We start from the raw sequence: 16,765 nt of genomic DNA, 5'->3' as shown, positions 1-16,765 counted from the left end.
GTGTAGTCACCGTGACCCGATCGACCCTCGACCGTCGCGCTGCGCAGAAGGCGGAGCGCCGTTCCGCGCTGGTCGACGCCGCCCGCGAGCTGATCGAGGACCGCGGCGGCCCCTTCTTCGGCGTCGACGAGCTCGCCGCCCGCGCCGACGTGTCGCGTCGGACGGTCTTCAACCACTTCCCGTCCCTGGACGACCTCTTCCTCACCGTGTGCGAGGACGCGCTCGCCGTCGTCGTCGACGACTTCCTCGCCCGCATCGCCCGCACCCCGCTGGGGGACGGCAGCCGGTCCGCCATGTTCGACGAGATCGCCGCCGCCATGCACGACGCGGACCTGCCCGCCGCGATCGCCACCATCCTGCGCATCCTCGGCGGCGCGTCGTCCGCGAACGACCGCAAGGCCCCGCTGACCGACGCCGCCTTCTCCCGCGTCACCGAGCGGCTGCTCGCCGAGGTGCTGCGCCGCCACCCCACCGCGGACCCGCTCGAGGCCGAGCTGCTCGTCGAGTCCCTGATGAGCGGTGTCATCGTCATCGCCCGGCACTGGGTGGAGCGCACGGACGGCCGCCTCGACGCCGACGCGCGTGCCACCTGGGAGGACCTGCTCACCCGGCTGCTCGGCAGCGTCCGCAACGGCTACCTCCCGGCCACCACCCCCTGAACCCGCGGGTCCGCACCCGCATCCCATCCTCACGGAGCCCGGCGGTGCCGGGCCCGACAGCACTCACACAGAGAGAAAGGAGCGAGTCGGCATGGCCGGTCTCCTCTACCGCCTCGGGCGGTTCTGCGCCAGCAGGCACTGGCTGGTGATCATCAGCTGGATCCTCGTGCTCGCCATCTCCGGCGGGACGTTCGCCCTCTTCTCCGGCACCATCTCGTCCGCGATCTCCATCCCCGGCACCGCCACGGAGAAGGTCCAGGACCGGCTGGCCGAGAAGTTCCCGGCCGCCACCGGCGGCTCGGGCAGCATCGTCGTCGCGACCGAGAACGGCGCGGCGTTCACCGACGCCCAGAAGCGCGAGATCACTGCGCTGTTCGGGGGCATCAAGACGATGGACGGCGTCAAGGACGCCATCGACCCGTTCGCGCAGCAGAAGCAGCTCGACGACGCGCGGACGAAGGTCACCGACGGGCGGACGCAGATCGCCGATGCCCGCGCCAGACTCGACGCCGCGCAGCAGAAGATCGACGCGGGGCGCACGCAGCTCGCCCAGGCGCAGCAGCAGCTCGACCAGAAGAAGTCGCAGGCGCAGGCCGCCGGCCAGTACGCCTTCGCGAAGCCGCAGCTGGACCGTGCCCAGGCGCAGCTCGACGCGCAGACCCCGCAGCTGGCCGCGGGTCAGAAGCAGATCACCGACGGGCGCGCCACGCTGCAGACCCAGCAGACGAAGCTGGAGCAGGGCGCCGCGCTGCTGGACCTGTCGAAGAACATCCGGGTCGTCTCCGAGGACGGCAGCGCCGCGATCGGCACCATCCGCTTCGACCAGTCGACGTTCGCGACACCGCAGCCGCAGAAGCAGGCCATCAGCGACAAGGCGGAGAAGGCCGGGATCGCCGGCGTGCAGGTCGAGGTCTCCCACGACATCGCGCAGGGCGTGCCCAGCGTGCTCGGCCCCGGCGAGATCGTCGGTGTCATCATCGCCGCCATCGTGCTGCTGGTCATGCTCGGCACCGTGATCGGCGCCGCGCTTCCGCTGGTCAGCGCCATCCTCGGGGTGGCGGTCGCCTCGCTCGCGGCCCTCTCGTTCTCCAACCTCGTCGAGTTCATCTCGGTGACCCCGGTGCTCGGCGTGATGCTGGGGCTGGCGGTCGGCATCGACTACTCGCTGTTCATCCTCAACCGGCACCGGTCCCAGCTCAAGCGCGGGATGTCCGTGCACGAGTCGATCGGCCTGGCCAACGGCACGTCCGGCAACGCGGTCGTGTTCGCCGGATCCACCGTCATCGTCGCCCTGCTCGCCCTGAACATCACCGGCATCCCGTTCCTCGGCCTGATGGGCACGGTCGGCGCCGGCGCGGTCCTGGTGGCGATCATCATCGCCATCACCCTCACGCCCGCGCTGCTGTCCCTGGTCGGGGTGCGGATCCTGAAGAAGAAGGAGCGTGCGGCGATCGGGCGGGACGGTACGGCCCCGCGCCTGCCGACCACCCCGATGTCCACGTGGCGGGCCATCGTCACCCTGGTGGCCGGCGTCATCGTGCTCGTCGTCATCGCCCTGCCGGCCACGCAGATGCGACTCGGGCTGCCCTCGGGGGCCTCCGAGGCCACCGAGTCGACCCAGTACAAGGCGTACAAGACGCTCGAGCAGAAGTTCGGCGCCGGCCAGAACGGTCCGCTGCTGGCCGTCGCGGAGCTGCCGGAGCCGGTGGCCCAGGCGGACGTGACCGCGACGGAGGTGACCATCGGCCGCGCCATCGCCGGTCAGCAGAACGTCGCCGCCGTCGCCCCCATCGGCGCCTCGGACGACCGCACCGTCATCGCCTTCCAGGTGGTGCCGACCAGCGGACCGGACAGTGAGACGACCGAGCAGCTCGTCCGCGATCTGCGGGGCGTCTCCGTCGACGTCGACGGCGGCCGGGCCACGCTGGGCGTCGCGGGCAACGCCAGCGCCAACATCGACGTCTCGACCAACCTCGCCACCGTGCTGCCGATCTACCTGGTGGTCGTCGTCGGGCTGTCGCTGCTGATCCTCATCCTGGTGTTCCGGTCCATCCTGGTGCCGCTGACGGCGACACTCGGCTTCGTCCTGTCGCTGCTCGCGACCTTCGGGGGGATCACCGCGATCTACCAGTTCGGCTGGCTCGGCGCCGTCTTCGGGGTGCACGACCCGGCGCCGATCCTGAGCTTCCTGCCCATCATCGAGATCGGCATCCTCTTCGGCCTCGCGATGGACTACCAGCTGTTCCTCGTCTCCGGCATGCGGGAGGCGTACGCCCACGGGCACGAGGCCAGGGTGTCGGTGCAGCGCGGTCTGCACGCCGGCCGCGCCGTGGTGACGGCGGCGGCGATCATCATGACGTCCGTGTTCTCGGGCTTCATCTTCTCGGAGTCTTCGACGATCCGGCCGATCGGCTTCGGTCTCGGCTTCGGCGTCCTCGTCGACGCGTTCCTGGTGCGGATGCTGCTCATCCCCGCCGTGATGCACCTGCTCGGCCGGTCGGCCTGGTGGCTGCCGCGGTGGCTCGACCGGATCCTGCCGGACGTCGACGTCGAGGGCGCCAAGCTGGAGCGCGAGCACCCGGCGACGGGCCCGATCCCGGCGGTGGCGAGCTCGGATCCGTCTGCGTTCACGCCGCAGGGGCGCGACGACGAGCTGGTGTCGGTGGGTGCGCCGTCCGGCGGTGCGGCGTCGTCGGCCGCCGGCTCGGCAGGCTCCGGCTCGGCTGGCTCGGCCGGCTCGGGTGCGCCGTCCGGCGGGGTCCCGTCTGCTTCGGGCGCTCCGTCCGGCGGGGGTCGTCACGCGGCGGCGGCGTCGGGCGACCGGGACGTCCCGGCGGACACCGATGCGGGTTCCGGGTCGTCCGGCCGCGGGCCTCGGCACCGCGCCTGATCCACCCGGTCACGACGGCCGTGCTGTTCCCGCTCCGGCGGGCGGCGCGGCCGTCGTCGTCTCCGGTCGGCGAGGCTCAGCCCCGGTCGCATGCTGCACGGTGAAGGGCGGCCCGACGCGCCCCAGCGATCGGGACCGTTCCTGCCATGGCGCCGGGTTGCTCGGTCCCGAACGGCAATACCGGTCCCGATGGCGCCTCGACCGTTGGTGCGGTCGTCGTCCCCGCCCTGTGCACCTCAGCCGATGGGACAGGTACTCCCGCTGAGTGGGGGACTTGCGGTCCCTCGTGGCAGGAACGGTCCCGTCTGCGGTGTCGATGCGCAGGTCGGAGCGCCGGCGACCGCCTTACTCGCTACGCCGCGCTGTCGAGAGTGCATGCTGGCGTGGCTCGATCAGGGATGTCCACGACTTACGGAGATCGGAGACACCGCTTGTTCAGCATCAGGTCGTGGTCAGGTGCGCTGGCCGTCAGTGCCGTGCTGGTGATCAGCGGGTGCAGTGCGCCGACCGCGGGGGGAACCGTCGCGTCGGAGTCGGCCGTGACGGCGGTCGACGCGGTGGCCGCCGACGGCGACATCGCGACCGTCGTCCGCGTCATCGATGGCGACACCTTCGATGCCACCCTGCACGGCAAGGTGACCCGTATCCGGTTGCTCAATGTCGATACCCCGGAGACCAAGCACCCGAACAAGGCGGTGCAGTGCCAGGGCCCGGAAGCGACCCGGGCGCTGACCGACCTGCTGCCTGTCGGATCGACGGTGTCCCTCGACTACGACGTCGAGCGCACCGACCGCTACGGGCGCACGCTGGCCGCGGTCACCGGGCCGACCGGTGTCTTCGTGAACTCCGAGCTCGCCCGGTTGGGACTGGGGGTCGCCGTCATCTTCAAGCCGAACGTCAAGTGGTACGACGCGGTGAAGAAGGCGCAGGACGAAGCCACGACCCAGCGTCGCGGGCTGTTCGACCCCACCATCGGCTGCACCATCCCTGCCGCCGAGCAGAGCGTCGGTCAGACGATCTCCACCGGCACCGAGGACACCGCGGCGGCGGCCCAGGCGACGGCCGATCGGCTCACGTCCCAGATCGCCAGGCTGGAGGCGATCCGGTCCCTGCTGATGAAGCCGCCAACCGGATTCGTCGTGGCGGGCCTGTTCTCGTCGTCCGATCTCGAGGCGCTGATCGGGCGCGCGAAAGCCCGCAGGACCACGGCCGACACCACGGCGTCGACCCTGCGAGCTGACGAGACGCGTGCCGCCGGGCAGCAGCGGGCCGCCCGCGCCGCCGCTCAGCGGGAGGCGGATCGACGGGCAGCGGCCGCCGCGCAGGAAGCGCAGGCGGAGGAGGCGCGCCAGGCACGGGTTGCGGACGCGGAGCGTCAGGCGGCTGCCGAGGCGGCGGCGCAGCAGGCTGCCGCGGATGATGCTGCTCGGGCGGCGGCGCAGCAGGCTGCCGCGGATGATGCTGCTCGGGCGGCGGCGCAGCAGGCTGCCGCGGATGAGGCTGCTCGGGCGGCGGCGCAGCAGGCCGCCGACCAGGCTGCGGCCGCTGAAGCCGAACGCCAGGCCGAGGCGGCGCGCCAGGCGCAGGAACAGCAGCAGGCGCCGGCGCCTGCACCCGCGGATCCCTACCCCGGTTACCACGGGCCGCGATGCTACGAGCCGGGAGGCCAGGTCTGGCACCCCTGCGGGTGATCAGGTCCGGTCGCCGGGTTCGGCACCGCCCTTGAATCGGACGGTCACGACGGCCGCGGCGCCTCAGCCCCGGTCGCATGCTGCACGGTGAAGGGCGGCAGATGCGCCCACAGTGATCGGGACCGTTCCTGCCATCGCGCCGGGTTGTTAGCGTCCCGAATGGCAAGAACGGTCCCGATGGCCGTGTCCGCTCGCGCGCCGGCGCCGGAACGACGACGACGTCGGGTGCCGGTCGTGACCGGCGGAAACTCCGGCGGCCCTAGCGTTCCAGGTTCTTCTGCGCCGCGCGGTGGCCGAGGCCGGTCAGGAAGTTGACCAGCGGCGAAGCGAGGCGGCGGCGCGCGTCCTCACCCTTGACGGTCGTCGCGTCGTCCGAGCGGACGTTCGGCCCGCTGGCCGTCGTGCCCGGCAGGAACCGGTTGAAGATCCCCATGCCGCGCACCGTGATCGAGGGTGCCAGACCGCCGAAGCGGGTGGACGCCTGGGCGGCAATGCCGATCGCGGCCACGGGCTTGCCCGCCAGCGTCGCCGCGACCATCTTGTGCGCCGCCCGCTCGGCGGGCATCGCGACCAGCGGCAGCGTCGCGCCGAGGGAGAACCACCGGTACTCCTTCTCGACGTCGCCGACGAAGGCCGCCTGCAGGTGCGAGCCCGTGCGCATCAGGCCCGGCACCAGCGTCGTCGCCGTCACCCCGGTGCCCGCGAGCTCCGCGGCCAGCCCCTGGGTGAAGCCGACGGCCCCGAACTTGGCCGTCGAGTACGGCACCAGGTGCGGGGCGCTGACCTTGCCGCCGAGTGACGTGACGATGCCGATCCGCCCATGACCGCGAGCCCGCATGCCGGGCACCGCCGCCAGCGCCACGTTGATCGGCCCCCAGGTCATGATGTCGATCGCCTCCCGGAAGTGGCCCCGGTTCATCGCCGCGAGCGGGCCCACCTGGATGACGCCCGCGACGTGGACGACGACGTCGAGCACCCCCTGCCGCTCGGCGAAGGCGACGAGGTCCGCGACCGCGTCGGGATCGCCCGCATCGGCGACGCGGTGCAGCACCCGGGTGCCGGACGGGTCCAGGTCGGCGGCGGCGGCGGCCAGCGTCTGCTCGTTGCGCGCGGCGATCACGACCCGGTAGCCCTGCTCGAGCAGATCGCGCGCCATCAGCAGGCCGAGGCCGCGCGAGGCGCCGACGACGAGGGCGACGCGGAGGGAGGAACCGGTGGACGAGGGGGAGGAGGCTGCGGCGGTCATGGTGCCAGTCTTGCCAGCGGCTCGCACCGGCACAAGCGCACAGCAGCGCCACGAGACGCACAGGCGGAAATGGGCTGATGCTGTGGCGCCGAACTGGCAGATGGGGTACAGGCGATCCCCAGTGTCCGCTCGCACACTGGTCAACGGCATCGCGGAACCGGCGCTCACCTGGGGCGCCACGATCCCGGGGAATACCTCGAGGGTCGTCGGACCGCCGCGTCACCTCACTCAGGGGAGAGACCATGCAGGACTTCGAGACACCGACGCCGGACGAGCGGACGACCGCGCACCGGAACTCGCGACGCACCCGGTCGACGGTGCGCTGGGCGGCCACCGGACTGCTCACCCTCGGGCTGGCCGGCGCCGGCGGCGTCGCCGTCATGGCAGCGGGCAACGGCACCGACGGGCAGCCCACGAGCGGGGCGACGCCGAGCCCGAGCGCCTCCGCGAGCCCGGGTCAGCACCACGGCCACGGCCGCGGGCACCGCGGGGACTGGTTCCCCGTCGGACCGGCCCGGGCACCGCTGCACGGCGAGTTCGTGGTGCCGAAAGGCCAGAGCACCGCCACCGTCCTCGTCCAGCGCGGGCAGATCACGGCCGTGTCCTCGACCTCCGTGACGGTCAAGTCCTCCGACGGCTACACGGCGACCTACGCACTCGGCACCTCGTCGAAGCTCTTCGCCGCCCCCACGCGGCCGCTGCGTACCCCGGACTCGAGCGCCGGCCCGGACTCCACCCCCAGCCCGAGCGCCAGCCCGAGTGCCGGCGCGCAGGCCCGAGGCACCCACGGCGCCCGCCACCGCACCACCATCACGGCCTCCGAGCTGAAGGTCGGCGATCGGGTGGCGTTGATGGCCGCCAAGTCCGGGACGCCGACCGTCGAACGGCTGCTCGTGCTGCCGGCCGGTGCGGGCAGGACCGCCCCGGCGACACCGGCGCCCTCCTCGGGCGCCACCACGCCGGCGCCGACGTCGAGCTCCTGAGCGCGAGCCAACCCCTCAGGCAACCCCCGAACCACCGGTACCGACACGGATCGACCCTCGCAGGAGCCCCGGGGGTCGATCCGGCGTCACCGGAGCGTGCCGGGTCGCGGATCTGAGACTGATCAGCGCAGACCGGTGACCCCGGTGCCGCCCTGTGACACGATCGGGCCATGGACACCGACGTCTTGATCATCGGCAGCGGCATCACCGGCCTGTCCCTGGCGGCGGCGCTCGCCCCGCACACGGGGGTCGTCATCGTCGAGGCCGATCCCACCGTGGCCTACCAGCAGACGGCGCGGGCCGCCCGGGCCCTCGAGCCCACCATCGATCCGCCGGTGCTGAGGGCTCTGCGGCGCCGCTCGGCCGAGCTGATCGCGGACGCGCTCGGGGACGGGGCACACCATCTCGCTCGCACTCGCCGGCGTGTCTTCGCGGGGTCGAGCGGGCAGGTCGACGACCTCGCCGCCGCCGGGGCACTGACCGTGGCCGAGGACGCCGTCGCCGTCCTGACCGCCGCGGCCGCCCGTGACACATCGGTCTCCGCGGCCACCGACGACGCCCTGGAGGTCGATGCCGGGGCACTTCAGGAGTACTACCGCGACGCCGCGCTGGACGCCGGCGTCGACATCATCCCCGTCGCGGACGTGCACACGGCGGCGCGCATCGGCGGTGGCTGGCTGATCGGCGCCGGCCAGGAGGGCATCGCCGCGCGGACCGTGGTCAACGCCGCGGGGGCGTGGGCGGACCCGATCGCCGTCATCGCCGCCGTCGAGATCCAGGGCCTGCAACCGCACCGGCACACCGCCGCCGTGTTCGGCCTGGACGCACCCCTCGACCCGGACATGCCGGCGCTCGTCCGCGACGGCGTCGTCATCCGCCCCGACGGGGACGGCCTGCTCGTCGCCGGGGTCGCGGGCACGCCGGGGAACGCCGGGTTCGTTGCGCCGCACTCGGCAGCGGTGGAGAACCTCCGACGGGCCGCGCTCACGCTGACCGGCCACCGACTCGGTGAACTCGACCGGGCGTGGACGGCGGTCCGCACCCGCGGTCGCGACGGACTGCCGGTGGTGGGGTACGACGGCGAGGCGGACGGGTTCTTCTGGCTCGCCGGTCAGGGCGACGGCGTCGTGCACGTCGCGCCCGCGCTCGCCGAGCTGGCGGCCGGGCTGATCCTCGACGCGCACGGCATCGACCGCGGCGACACTGGTCGCAACCCGGCTGCAGCCGCGGGTCGGTCGACCGACGAACCCGACCCGACTGCGATCCTCGCCGCGCTCTCACCCGTCCGACGGGTGCCGACCCGACCGTCCGCCGACCTGGGCCGCACCGCGCCCGTGCACTGACGACGGCGCCCGGGCGGCGCCCTGACACCGTCCGACGCGCGGCCGGGCAGCGACGCGTCCAGACGCGACAGCAGCCCGACCATCAGTCACGGCGGCGGTGCGACTGCGCCGTAGCCGGTCGCGTCGTCCGCCTCCGCCATCAGGCGACGCCGAGCGCGTCCAGCATGAACGCGTACTGGAAGGCGGTGTCCTTCCACTTCTCGTACCGGCCGCTCGCGCCGCCGTGGCCGCCGTCCATCTCGGTCTTGAGGATGATCGGCTCCGAGCCGGTGCCGATCTCCCGCAGCCGCGCCACCCACTTGGCCGGCTCGACGTAGAAGACGCGCGTGTCGTTCAGGCTCGTGATCGCCGCGATCTTCGGGTACGCGACCGGCGCGATGTTCTCGTAGGGGGAGTAGCCCCGCATGTAGGCGTAGACCTCGGGATCGGTGATGGGGTTGCCCCACTCCTCCCACTCGAGCGCCGAGAGCGGCAGCTCGGGGTCGAGGATCGTCGTCAGCGCGTCGACGAACGGCACGACGGCGACGATGGCGCGGTACCGCGTCGGCGCCAGGTTCGCGACGGCGCCCATCAGCAGCCCGCCCGCGGACCCGCCGGTCGCGACGATCCGCGCCGGGTCGGCCCAGCCGGAGTCGACGAGGAAGTCCGTGACGTCGACGAAGTCGGTGAACGAGTGGCGCTTGGCGAGCTTCTTGCCGTCCTCGTACCAGGGCCGGCCGAGCTCGCCGCCGCCGCGCACGTGCGCGACGACGAACACGACGCCGCGGTCGAGCAGGGAGAGCCGGGCGACGGAGAAGGACGGGTCGATGCTGATCTCGTACGAGCCGTAGCCGTACTGGATCACCGGGTTGCGCCCGTCGGGCTCGACGTCGGCGCGCCGCACGATCGAGACGGGGATCCGGACGCCGTCGCGCGCCGTCGCCCACGCCCGCTCGGCGCGATACGCGGTCGGGTCGTACCCGCCGAGCACGGGTGTCTCCTTCCGCAGCGCCAGGGCCAGCGCAGCGGAGTCACCGGCGGACTCGCCCGCCCCGTCCCCGGCGCCGTCCAGGGCCGGGAAGTAGTCGTAGACCCGCGGCGGCGTCAGGAACGAGGTGTAGGTGATCCGGGCGACGGGTGCCTCGAACTCGGCGCCGACGAGTGACGCCGAGTAGAGCTCCTCCTCGAACCGCGGCTCCGTGGCGGGTCGCTGCTGCGCCGTGCCGAGACCGGCGAGCTCGAGCACCTGGACCCGTTCGGTCGTGTCCATGCGGGCGGCGACGAACAGGTGGGTGCGGTTCGAGGCGATGCCGCTCAGACGCACGGTGTCGCGGTGCTCGATGACGGGCGTCCACGTCTGCTCGGCGACCGGCCGGCCGGCGTCGGCGGGATCCATCAGGGCGATCGCCGAGTTGACCGCGTCCCGGTTGTGGAGCAGAACGAACTGGTCCCGACCGTCGAGCAGCACCGGTTCGACGTCGTAGAGCACGCGATCGGCGCGGTCGATGACGATCTGGAACCCGGCGTCGTCGCCGTCGCTCGTGTCGAGGCGCTGCACCCGGGACTCGCTGTACTCGGAGTTGCCGGACGTGACGATGAGCCAGCGCCGGTTGGAGGAGATCTCCGCGCCGAGCCAGAGGCCCGGGTCGTCCTCGCGGGCGACGACCTCGTCGGCGGAGGACGGCGTGCCGAGCACGTGCCGGCGCAGCTCGTGGGGACGCCACGCGGCGTCCACGACGGTGTAGTAGAGGCTGCGCCCGTCCGGGTGGAACTGGGCGTCGTAGAACGTGTCCTCGATGACGTCGGGCAGCGCCTCACCGGTGCGCAGGTCCTTCACGCGGATGGTGAACCGCTCGTCGCCGGCGCTGTCCACCCCGTACGCGAGCAGGCCGCCGTCCTCGCTGACGGCGAAACTACCCAGGGAGAAGAACGGCAGGCCGTCCGCCTCCGCGTTGCCGTCGAGCAGGACCTGTTCCCCGTCGAGCGGCTGGCCGGGCTCGATGACGGGCGGCTCCCAGTGGGACAGCTCGGTGCCGTCGCCCTCGGCCGCCACCCGGCAGTGCACGGCGTGCTGGCCGCCCTCGACCGTGCGGCTGTAGTACCACCAACCGTGCCGGCGGGACGGGACCGAGAGGTCCGTCTCCTGGGTGCGGCCCTTGATCTCGTCGAAGATCCGCTCCCGCAGGCGCTGCTGGCCGGCGGTGACGGCGTCGGTGTACGCGTTCTCCGCGGTCAGGTGCGCCAGCACCTCAGGATCCGTCTTCTCGCGCAGCCACTCGTAGTCGTCGACCAGGGTGTCCCCGTGATGGGTGCGCTCCTTCGGGATCTTCCGGGCCACCGGAGCGGGGGGCAGGGCCGCGGCCGGGAGGGTGGCGGAGCCGGGGGCGGGGGTGGTGCCGTCGGCGGGAGTCGGAGCGGAGTGGTCGGTCATGCCTCGATCCTAGGAGCCGGGGTCCGGGGACGCTGCTCGATCCGCCCACCGCGGACAGGCGGTGAGGGCACGGTGGCGGTGCCCCACGATCGCCGAGGTCGGTCGTCTAGGGTGTGGGCGTGCCCGCTGACTCCGCCGCGACCGACCGCCTCGAGGCGTTTCCGGTCGCCTCCGGCCCGGACCGCCGTCGCCTGCGGTTCGAGATCCTTCTCGTCCTCGGCCTGTCGCTCGGCGAGTCGGCCGTCTACGCCGTCGTCCAGCTGATCGACAAGCTGACCACCGGACCCCTCGGGGGCCAGACGACCACGTTGAACCCCACGCAGAGCAACCGCGAGTACCTGGACCTGACCTACCAGCTGCTCGGCATCGGGTTCTCCCTGGTTCCGGTGCTGCTCGTCCTGTTCCTGCTCGCGGGGCAGGGCGGCGGGCCCGGTGCGCGGGTGCGGCCGCTGCGCCTGCTCGGCATCGACCGCTCACGGCCCTGGGCCGACCTGGGGCAGGGGGCCGCTCTGTTCGCCGTCATGGCCGGCGGTTCGCTCGCCCTCTACGCGGCCGGCCGGGCGCTGGGGATCACGACGGCGCTCGTGCCGGCGGCACTCGGCACCTACTGGTGGACCGTGCCGGTCCTGATCCTCTCCGCGGTGCGGCACGCCGTGCTCGAGGAGGTGATCGTCGTCGGCTACCTGATCCTGCGGTGGCGGCAACTGGGCTGGACGACGCCGGCGATCCTCGTGGCCAGCGCGGTGCTGCGCGGCAGCTACCACCTCTATCAGGGCATCGGCCCGTTCCTCGGCAACGTCGTCATGGGGCTCGTCTTCGTCGCCTTCTACCTGCGGGTGCGCCGGGTGATGCCGCTGATCATCGCGCACGCCCTGCTCGACATCGGCGCGTTCGTCGGGTTCACGCTGCTCGGCCGGGCCACCGGCTTCGGGTGAGCAGGCCGCGCTGACCAACGGACCGGCTCAGGCAGGCTCGTCGACCGTGGCCAGCAGCTCGCGGGTCGAGGTCAACAGGTGCTCGGCCCAGCCCAGCGCTCCGAGCCGGGCGGCCCGGGCGTGGTCCGGCACCTCGAGACTGAGCGGCGTGTCCTCGCCCACGGCCCGCAACAGCTCCCGCAGGGGGAACGCCCCCTCACCCGGGGCGCGCCGCAGGGCGCGGGACTCCACCTTCCGCGGTTCGCCGTCGGCCGTCATCCCCCGCGGCAGGGGCGTGGGCACGTCCAGGTCGCTCGGCACCGCGGCCGGCCCGTCGCACAGCTGGAGCACGGGGATCAGCCGGGCCTCCAGGGCGGCCACGTCGGCGACGGAGCTGCCGCCGCGCACGAGGTGGAGGGGATCGAGCATCACCCGGGCGCCGGCGGCCGTGGCCACCGCTGCCGCGTCGGCGACGGTGGCGACGGCGTTGTAGCTGATGGCCTCCAGCGCCGGCACGATGCCGTGGTCCGCGGCGTCGCGGACCAGCTCCGCGAGCGTCTCCGTCAGCCGTGCCCGGTCGGCATCCTGGCCCGCGACGTTGATGATGTCGGCCCCGTAGGCGGCTCCGGCCTCGAGCATCGGCAGCCAGGCCTCTCGCCCGGTACGGCCGTCCAGGGACAGGAACTCGATGTCCCGTACCCGCAGCCCGGTGTCGCTCAGGCGCGCGACGGTGGACCGGGAGGCGGCCGATCCCGGCGCCTGGTCGGGGATGTCCTCGGCCGGCGTCGCGCCACGGACGCGGATGCCGACGAAGTCGTACCCGGCCCGGGCGGCCGTGGTGACGAGGTCGGGCGGGTCGAGCTGCAGCAGGCTGAGGTGGGCGAGTCCGATCTCCCTCATCGGGGTGCTCCTCCGGTTCCGGGGCCCTCGTGCTCGATTGCGTCGGGCCCGGTCGCGTCGGGTCGCTCCGGGCGCCCGCTGCGGACCGCGGCGTACACCGCGGCGAGGGTGCGCAGGGACCGGAGCGCGTCCTCGCCGGTCACGCCGGGCTCGCGGCCCTCGCGCACGGCGGTGACGAACTCGGCGATCTGGAGGGTGTGGAACGGCGCGAGGGCGGCGTTGATGGACGGCAGGTCGGCGTCGGGCAGCAGTGCCACCGGCGGGGCGAGTGCCGCGGCGCCGGGGACGGCCCAGACGTCGTTGACCGCCTCGGTCCCCTCCGGGTACTCGAGCAGGCCGACGGTGGCGCCGGTGGAGCCGGTGACCGCGACGCGCAGTCCCAGGCCCGGTGTCAGTGCCGTCGATGCCACCAGCTGGCCCATCGCCCCGTTGGTGAACCGCAGCGTGGCCACGAGGGTGTCCTCCACCTCGATGTGCTCGCCGTGCCGATAGGTGTCCGCCGCGGCCATGACCAGGTCGACGTCCCCGAGGTACCACTGCAGCAGGTCGAGGTAGTGGATGGCCTGGGTCATGAGCACGCCACCGCCGTCGGTCGCCCACGTGCCGCGCCAGGGGGTGGCCGTGTAGTAGGCGGTGTCCCGGTGCAGCAGCACCTCGACGCGGCCCAGGATCGGCGTGCCAAGGGTGCCGTCGTCGAGCGCCTCCCGGATCCGTTGCGCCGCCGGCCACCAGCGGCGCTGGAACACCGCACCGAGCCGGACGCCGGCCTCGCGGCAGGCCGCCACCATCCGTTCCGCGGACGGGACGTCGACGGCCAGCGGCTTCTCGCACAGCACGTGCACCCCGTGCGCCGCCGCGGCGAGCACGAGCTGCTCGTGGGTGGGGTGCGGGGTGCAGACGCTCACCACGTCGACGTCGTGGGCGAAGAAGTTTTCGAGGTCGGTGGTCGCCGTCCCGATGCCGTGCTCGGCCGCAAAGGCCTCGGCCCGCTCGGCGTCGGCGTCCAGGCAGGCGACGACCTCGACCTGCGGCTGTGCGCGATACGCGAGCACGTGGTTGCCGGCGATGGCGCCGCATCCGATGATGCCGACGCGCAGGGCCGGCTGGTTCGCGGGCTCCCGGGCGCTCACGCTGACGCCTCCGTCCGGCCGGCGGGGGCCAGCGTCTCGGACGCGTTCGCGGGGGTGACGGTTCGACCCCGGCGGCCGGTGCCGAGGGCGAGGTCGGCGGTCGGCGTGTGCGCGGTCTCCCGGCTCAGGGCGGCGCAGAGTCCCGAGATGCCCACGCACACGGCCGAGAAGAGGGCGACGCCGAACCAGTTGTGCTGGGCGCCGGAGACGGACTCGGCGATGGCCGGGGTGAACCCGGCCAGCAGCAGGCCGACCATGAGGCAGATCGCCATGCCGGAGTACCGGACGTTGGCCGGGAACTGCTCGGGGAAGTAGGCCGGATAGACGGCGTTGGTCGCCGAGTACGCGCCGGCCACGAGCAGGATGCCCAGCACCCACACCGGCCAGGTGTTCGCCGGGTCCCCGTTGGCCAGGGCCCACAGGAAGGCGAAGATGAGCACGATCTGGGCGGCGGCGCCGGTGATGAAGACCGGGCGGCGTCCGACCCGGTCGGAGAGGTGGCCCCAGAGGGGCAGCGCCACGACGGCCACCAGGTTGGCCACGCTGATGAAGGCGAGCATCTCGTTCCGCGGGATGCCGGAGACGGCGGTGCCGTAGGAGAGCGTGAACACGTTGATCATCGTGTTGACCATGGTGAACAGGCTCATCCCGGTGACCAGCAGCAGCGTGCGGGGGTGGCGGCGGACCAGCTCGAGGACGGGCACCGTGACGACGAGGTTCAGTTCCCGGGTGTCCCTGAACACCTCCGGCTCCTCCAGGGTGCGACGGAGGACGAGCGCGACGATCGTGACGACGGCCGAGACGAGGAACGGCACGCGCCAGCCCCAGCTCAGCTGCGCGTCCGCGGGGAGCGACTGGAGTGGGATGAAGACGGCGGAGGAGAGCACGATGCCGAAGGTGATGCCGGCCATCGTCCAGCTGGAGAAGAATCCGCGGCGGTGGTCCGGGGCGTGCTCCATCGACAGGGACGCCGACCCGGGCGACTCGCCGCCGGCCGAGAGCCCCTGTGCCAGCCGCAGGACGATGATGATGATCGGCGCCCAGATGCCGATGGCGTCGTAGGTGGGAACGAGCCCGATCGCGAAGGTGGCCGTCCCCATCAGGACCAGCACCATGATGAGGACCTTCTTCCGTCCGATCACGTCGCCGAGGTGGCCCCACAGCAGGGCGCCGAGGGGCCGGGTGATGTAGGCGACGCCGATCGTGGCCAGCGAGAAGAGCTGACCGGCGGTACCCGCACCGGGGAAGAAGAGGTCCTTGAGGTAGAGCGCCGCGGCCGTGGCGAAGATGAAGAAGTCGTAGTACTCCAGGGCGCTGCCGGCGAAGCCGGAGACGGCGGCGTTGCGCGCGTTGCGGCGCTTCCTCTGCGCCCGCACGTCCTCCGGCGTCGTGACCGTGCTGTTCATGGATTCCCCTTGCGTCGGACCGGGGTGCACGCCCTCGTGCTCCACCGGGTCGGTTCGGTCCAGCGTCACCGCGGTCCGAGGTGACGGGCGACACATGCCAGCGTGGGGGATGCGGTCGAGGAAATCCAGGACCCAATCAGTCATGCACTGTGTAGCAGGGACACTTGATCCTCGGGGGAGGTCAGAGCCCGCCGGTGTCCTCCACGGCGGGGAACACCCGGTCCAGCACAGTGAGGAAGGCGCGCAGGGGGACCGACTCGTTCTCCTCCGACCAGATCACCCCGTGCCGGAAGATCACCGGCTCGCCCTCCAGCTCCACCCAGACCGCCGAGGCCGGCAGGATCGGGATCACCTCGGAGGTCACCAGCGTGACCCCGACGCCGGCCGCCACCATGGAGAGGATCAGGAACGGGTCGCTCACCGTCTGCGCGACGTCGGGCAGGAAGCCGGCGGACTGGCACAGCTGCCGCGCCACGACGGTCATCGACGAGTTGCCGTCCACCGGGCCCATGACGAAGGGCTCGCCCCGCAGCCGACGCACCGGGATTGGCCCGCGCCCGGCGAGCGGATGGTCGGCGGGGACGACGCAGCCGACGTGCTGCCGGGAGATCTCCCGACCGGCCAGTGGGGGCTCGAGATCGCTGATCAGGCCGATGAAGGCCGCATCCAGGTCGCCGTTGCGGACCATCCGGATGCCGTCGAAGGTGCGCACCCCGCCCTCCAGCCGGAGCTCGATGGACGGGAAGTCCCGCCGCAGCGACTGGGTGATCCGCGGCAGCGTCTGGTGATTGTGCACGCCGGAGAAGCCGAGGGAGATGCGTCCGGTCGGCACCCCCTCCGCGCTGCGCGCCGCATCCATCGCGTTGGCCAGTGTCCGCAGGGTCCGGTAGGCGTAGGGGAGGAGCGCCTCGCCCGCGCCGGTCAGGGCGACCGACCGCGTGCTGCGCACGAAGAGCGGGGTGCCGACCTCCCGTTCGAGCCGGCGGATGACCTGGCTCAACGGGGACTGGGCCATGTGCAGGCGGGCCGCCGCGCGGCCGAAGTGCATCTCCTCGGCGACCGCGACGAAGGCCTCGAGCCAGCGCACCTCCATGGCGACACCTCTCCCCGTACTGAGCTTGTGCCGCACACAGTATCGGACCGATCGTGAATCAATCGATCCATGGTCTTGTGGCGGTCCCACCGGACCACCA

General features: G+C 72.6%; 12 protein-coding genes. 6 read left to right on the top strand and 6 right to left on the bottom strand.

Annotated elements, in window-relative coordinates:
- Positions 1-11 precede the first annotated feature (11 nt).
- The 3 genes from BGP79_RS13630 (at position 12) to BGP79_RS13620 (ending at position 5,240) form a co-directional block, all read left to right on the top strand.
- Complete coding sequence (locus BGP79_RS13630; protein WP_076696396.1) at positions 12-659, top strand: TetR/AcrR family transcriptional regulator; 648 nt, start codon at positions 12-14, stop codon at positions 657-659.
- Between the two features lie 91 nt (positions 660-750).
- On the top strand, positions 751-3,549 hold the full coding sequence (locus BGP79_RS13625; RefSeq protein ID WP_076696394.1) for an MMPL family transporter: 2,799 nt from the start codon (positions 751-753) through the stop codon (positions 3,547-3,549).
- 539 nt (positions 3,550-4,088) lie between these two features.
- Positions 4,089-5,240 carry a thermonuclease family protein gene (locus BGP79_RS13620; protein WP_158067192.1) on the top strand — a complete coding sequence of 384 codons (1,152 nt, stop codon included), beginning with the start codon at positions 4,089-4,091 and terminating at the stop codon, positions 5,238-5,240.
- 259 nt (positions 5,241-5,499) lie between these two features.
- On the opposite strand, the gene BGP79_RS13615 is transcribed toward BGP79_RS13620, so the two are convergent.
- A complete protein-coding gene (locus BGP79_RS13615) occupies positions 5,500-6,486 on the bottom strand; it encodes an SDR family oxidoreductase (RefSeq protein WP_076696390.1) in 987 nt (328 codons plus the stop codon).
- Positions 6,487-6,728: 242 nt separating this feature from the next.
- Between BGP79_RS13615 and BGP79_RS13610 the strand changes: the two genes are divergently transcribed.
- A complete protein-coding gene (locus tag BGP79_RS13610; RefSeq protein ID WP_076696388.1) occupies positions 6,729-7,469 on the top strand; it encodes a hypothetical protein in 741 nt (246 codons plus the stop codon).
- A gap of 170 nt (positions 7,470-7,639) precedes the next feature.
- Positions 7,640-8,812: an FAD-binding oxidoreductase gene (locus BGP79_RS13605; protein ID WP_076696386.1), complete on the top strand. Its 1,173-nt coding sequence runs from the start codon at positions 7,640-7,642 to the stop codon at positions 8,810-8,812.
- 139 nt (positions 8,813-8,951) lie between these two features.
- Here BGP79_RS13605 and BGP79_RS13600 read toward each other — a convergent pair whose 3' ends face one another.
- Positions 8,952-11,222 (bottom strand): S9 family peptidase, encoded by a 2,271-nt coding sequence (locus tag BGP79_RS13600; RefSeq protein ID WP_076696384.1) that lies wholly within the window; start codon positions 11,220-11,222, stop codon positions 8,952-8,954.
- 119 nt (positions 11,223-11,341) lie between these two features.
- Here BGP79_RS13600 and BGP79_RS13595 point away from each other — a divergent pair, with 119 nt between their 5' ends.
- Positions 11,342-12,157 carry a CPBP family intramembrane glutamic endopeptidase gene (locus BGP79_RS13595; RefSeq protein ID WP_083701999.1) on the top strand — a complete coding sequence of 272 codons (816 nt, stop codon included), beginning with the start codon at positions 11,342-11,344 and terminating at the stop codon, positions 12,155-12,157.
- Positions 12,158-12,184: 27 nt separating this feature from the next.
- Here BGP79_RS13595 and BGP79_RS13590 read toward each other — a convergent pair whose 3' ends face one another.
- The 4 genes from BGP79_RS13590 to BGP79_RS13575 form a co-directional block, all read right to left on the bottom strand.
- Complete coding sequence (locus BGP79_RS13590; RefSeq protein ID WP_076696383.1) at positions 12,185-13,036, bottom strand: sugar phosphate isomerase/epimerase; 852 nt, start codon at positions 13,034-13,036, stop codon at positions 12,185-12,187.
- Positions 13,033-14,166, bottom strand: a complete 1,134-nt coding sequence (locus BGP79_RS13585; protein ID WP_083701934.1) for a Gfo/Idh/MocA family protein — start codon at positions 14,164-14,166, stop codon at positions 13,033-13,035. Before BGP79_RS13585 ends, BGP79_RS13590 begins: the two co-directional genes overlap by 4 nt.
- Positions 14,163-15,572 carry an MFS transporter gene (locus BGP79_RS13580; protein WP_076696381.1) on the bottom strand — a complete coding sequence of 470 codons (1,410 nt, stop codon included), beginning with the start codon at positions 15,570-15,572 and terminating at the stop codon, positions 14,163-14,165. Before BGP79_RS13580 ends, BGP79_RS13585 begins: the two co-directional genes overlap by 4 nt.
- Positions 15,573-15,753: 181 nt before the next feature.
- Complete coding sequence (locus BGP79_RS13575) at positions 15,754-16,665, bottom strand: LysR family transcriptional regulator (protein WP_076696379.1); 912 nt, start codon at positions 16,663-16,665, stop codon at positions 15,754-15,756.
- Positions 16,666-16,765: the final 100 nt, after the last annotated feature.

Origin of the sequence: Tersicoccus sp. Bi-70, assembly GCF_001968825.1 — a bacterium.
Taxonomy (GTDB): Bacteria; Actinomycetota; Actinomycetes; order Actinomycetales; family Micrococcaceae; genus Tersicoccus.
The sequence above is the reverse complement of the archived record's forward strand: the minus strand, read 5'-3'. Positions and strand labels throughout refer to the sequence as shown.

Coding starts and splice junctions, on each gene's coding strand:
- BGP79_RS13625 (WP_076696394.1), top strand. CDS start 751: ATGGCCGGTCTCCTCTACCGCCTCGGGCGGTTCTGCGCCAGCAGGCAC.
- BGP79_RS13615 (WP_076696390.1), bottom strand. CDS start 6,486: ATGACCGCCGCAGCCTCCTCCCCCTCGTCCACCGGTTCCTCCCTCCGC.
- BGP79_RS13610 (WP_076696388.1), top strand. CDS start 6,729: ATGCAGGACTTCGAGACACCGACGCCGGACGAGCGGACGACCGCGCAC.
- BGP79_RS13605 (WP_076696386.1), top strand. CDS start 7,640: ATGGACACCGACGTCTTGATCATCGGCAGCGGCATCACCGGCCTGTCC.
- BGP79_RS13600 (WP_076696384.1), bottom strand. CDS start 11,222: ATGACCGACCACTCCGCTCCGACTCCCGCCGACGGCACCACCCCCGCC.
- BGP79_RS13590 (WP_076696383.1), bottom strand. CDS start 13,036: ATGAGGGAGATCGGACTCGCCCACCTCAGCCTGCTGCAGCTCGACCCG.
- BGP79_RS13580 (WP_076696381.1), bottom strand. CDS start 15,572: ATGAACAGCACGGTCACGACGCCGGAGGACGTGCGGGCGCAGAGGAAG.
- BGP79_RS13575 (WP_076696379.1), bottom strand. CDS start 16,665: ATGGAGGTGCGCTGGCTCGAGGCCTTCGTCGCGGTCGCCGAGGAGATG.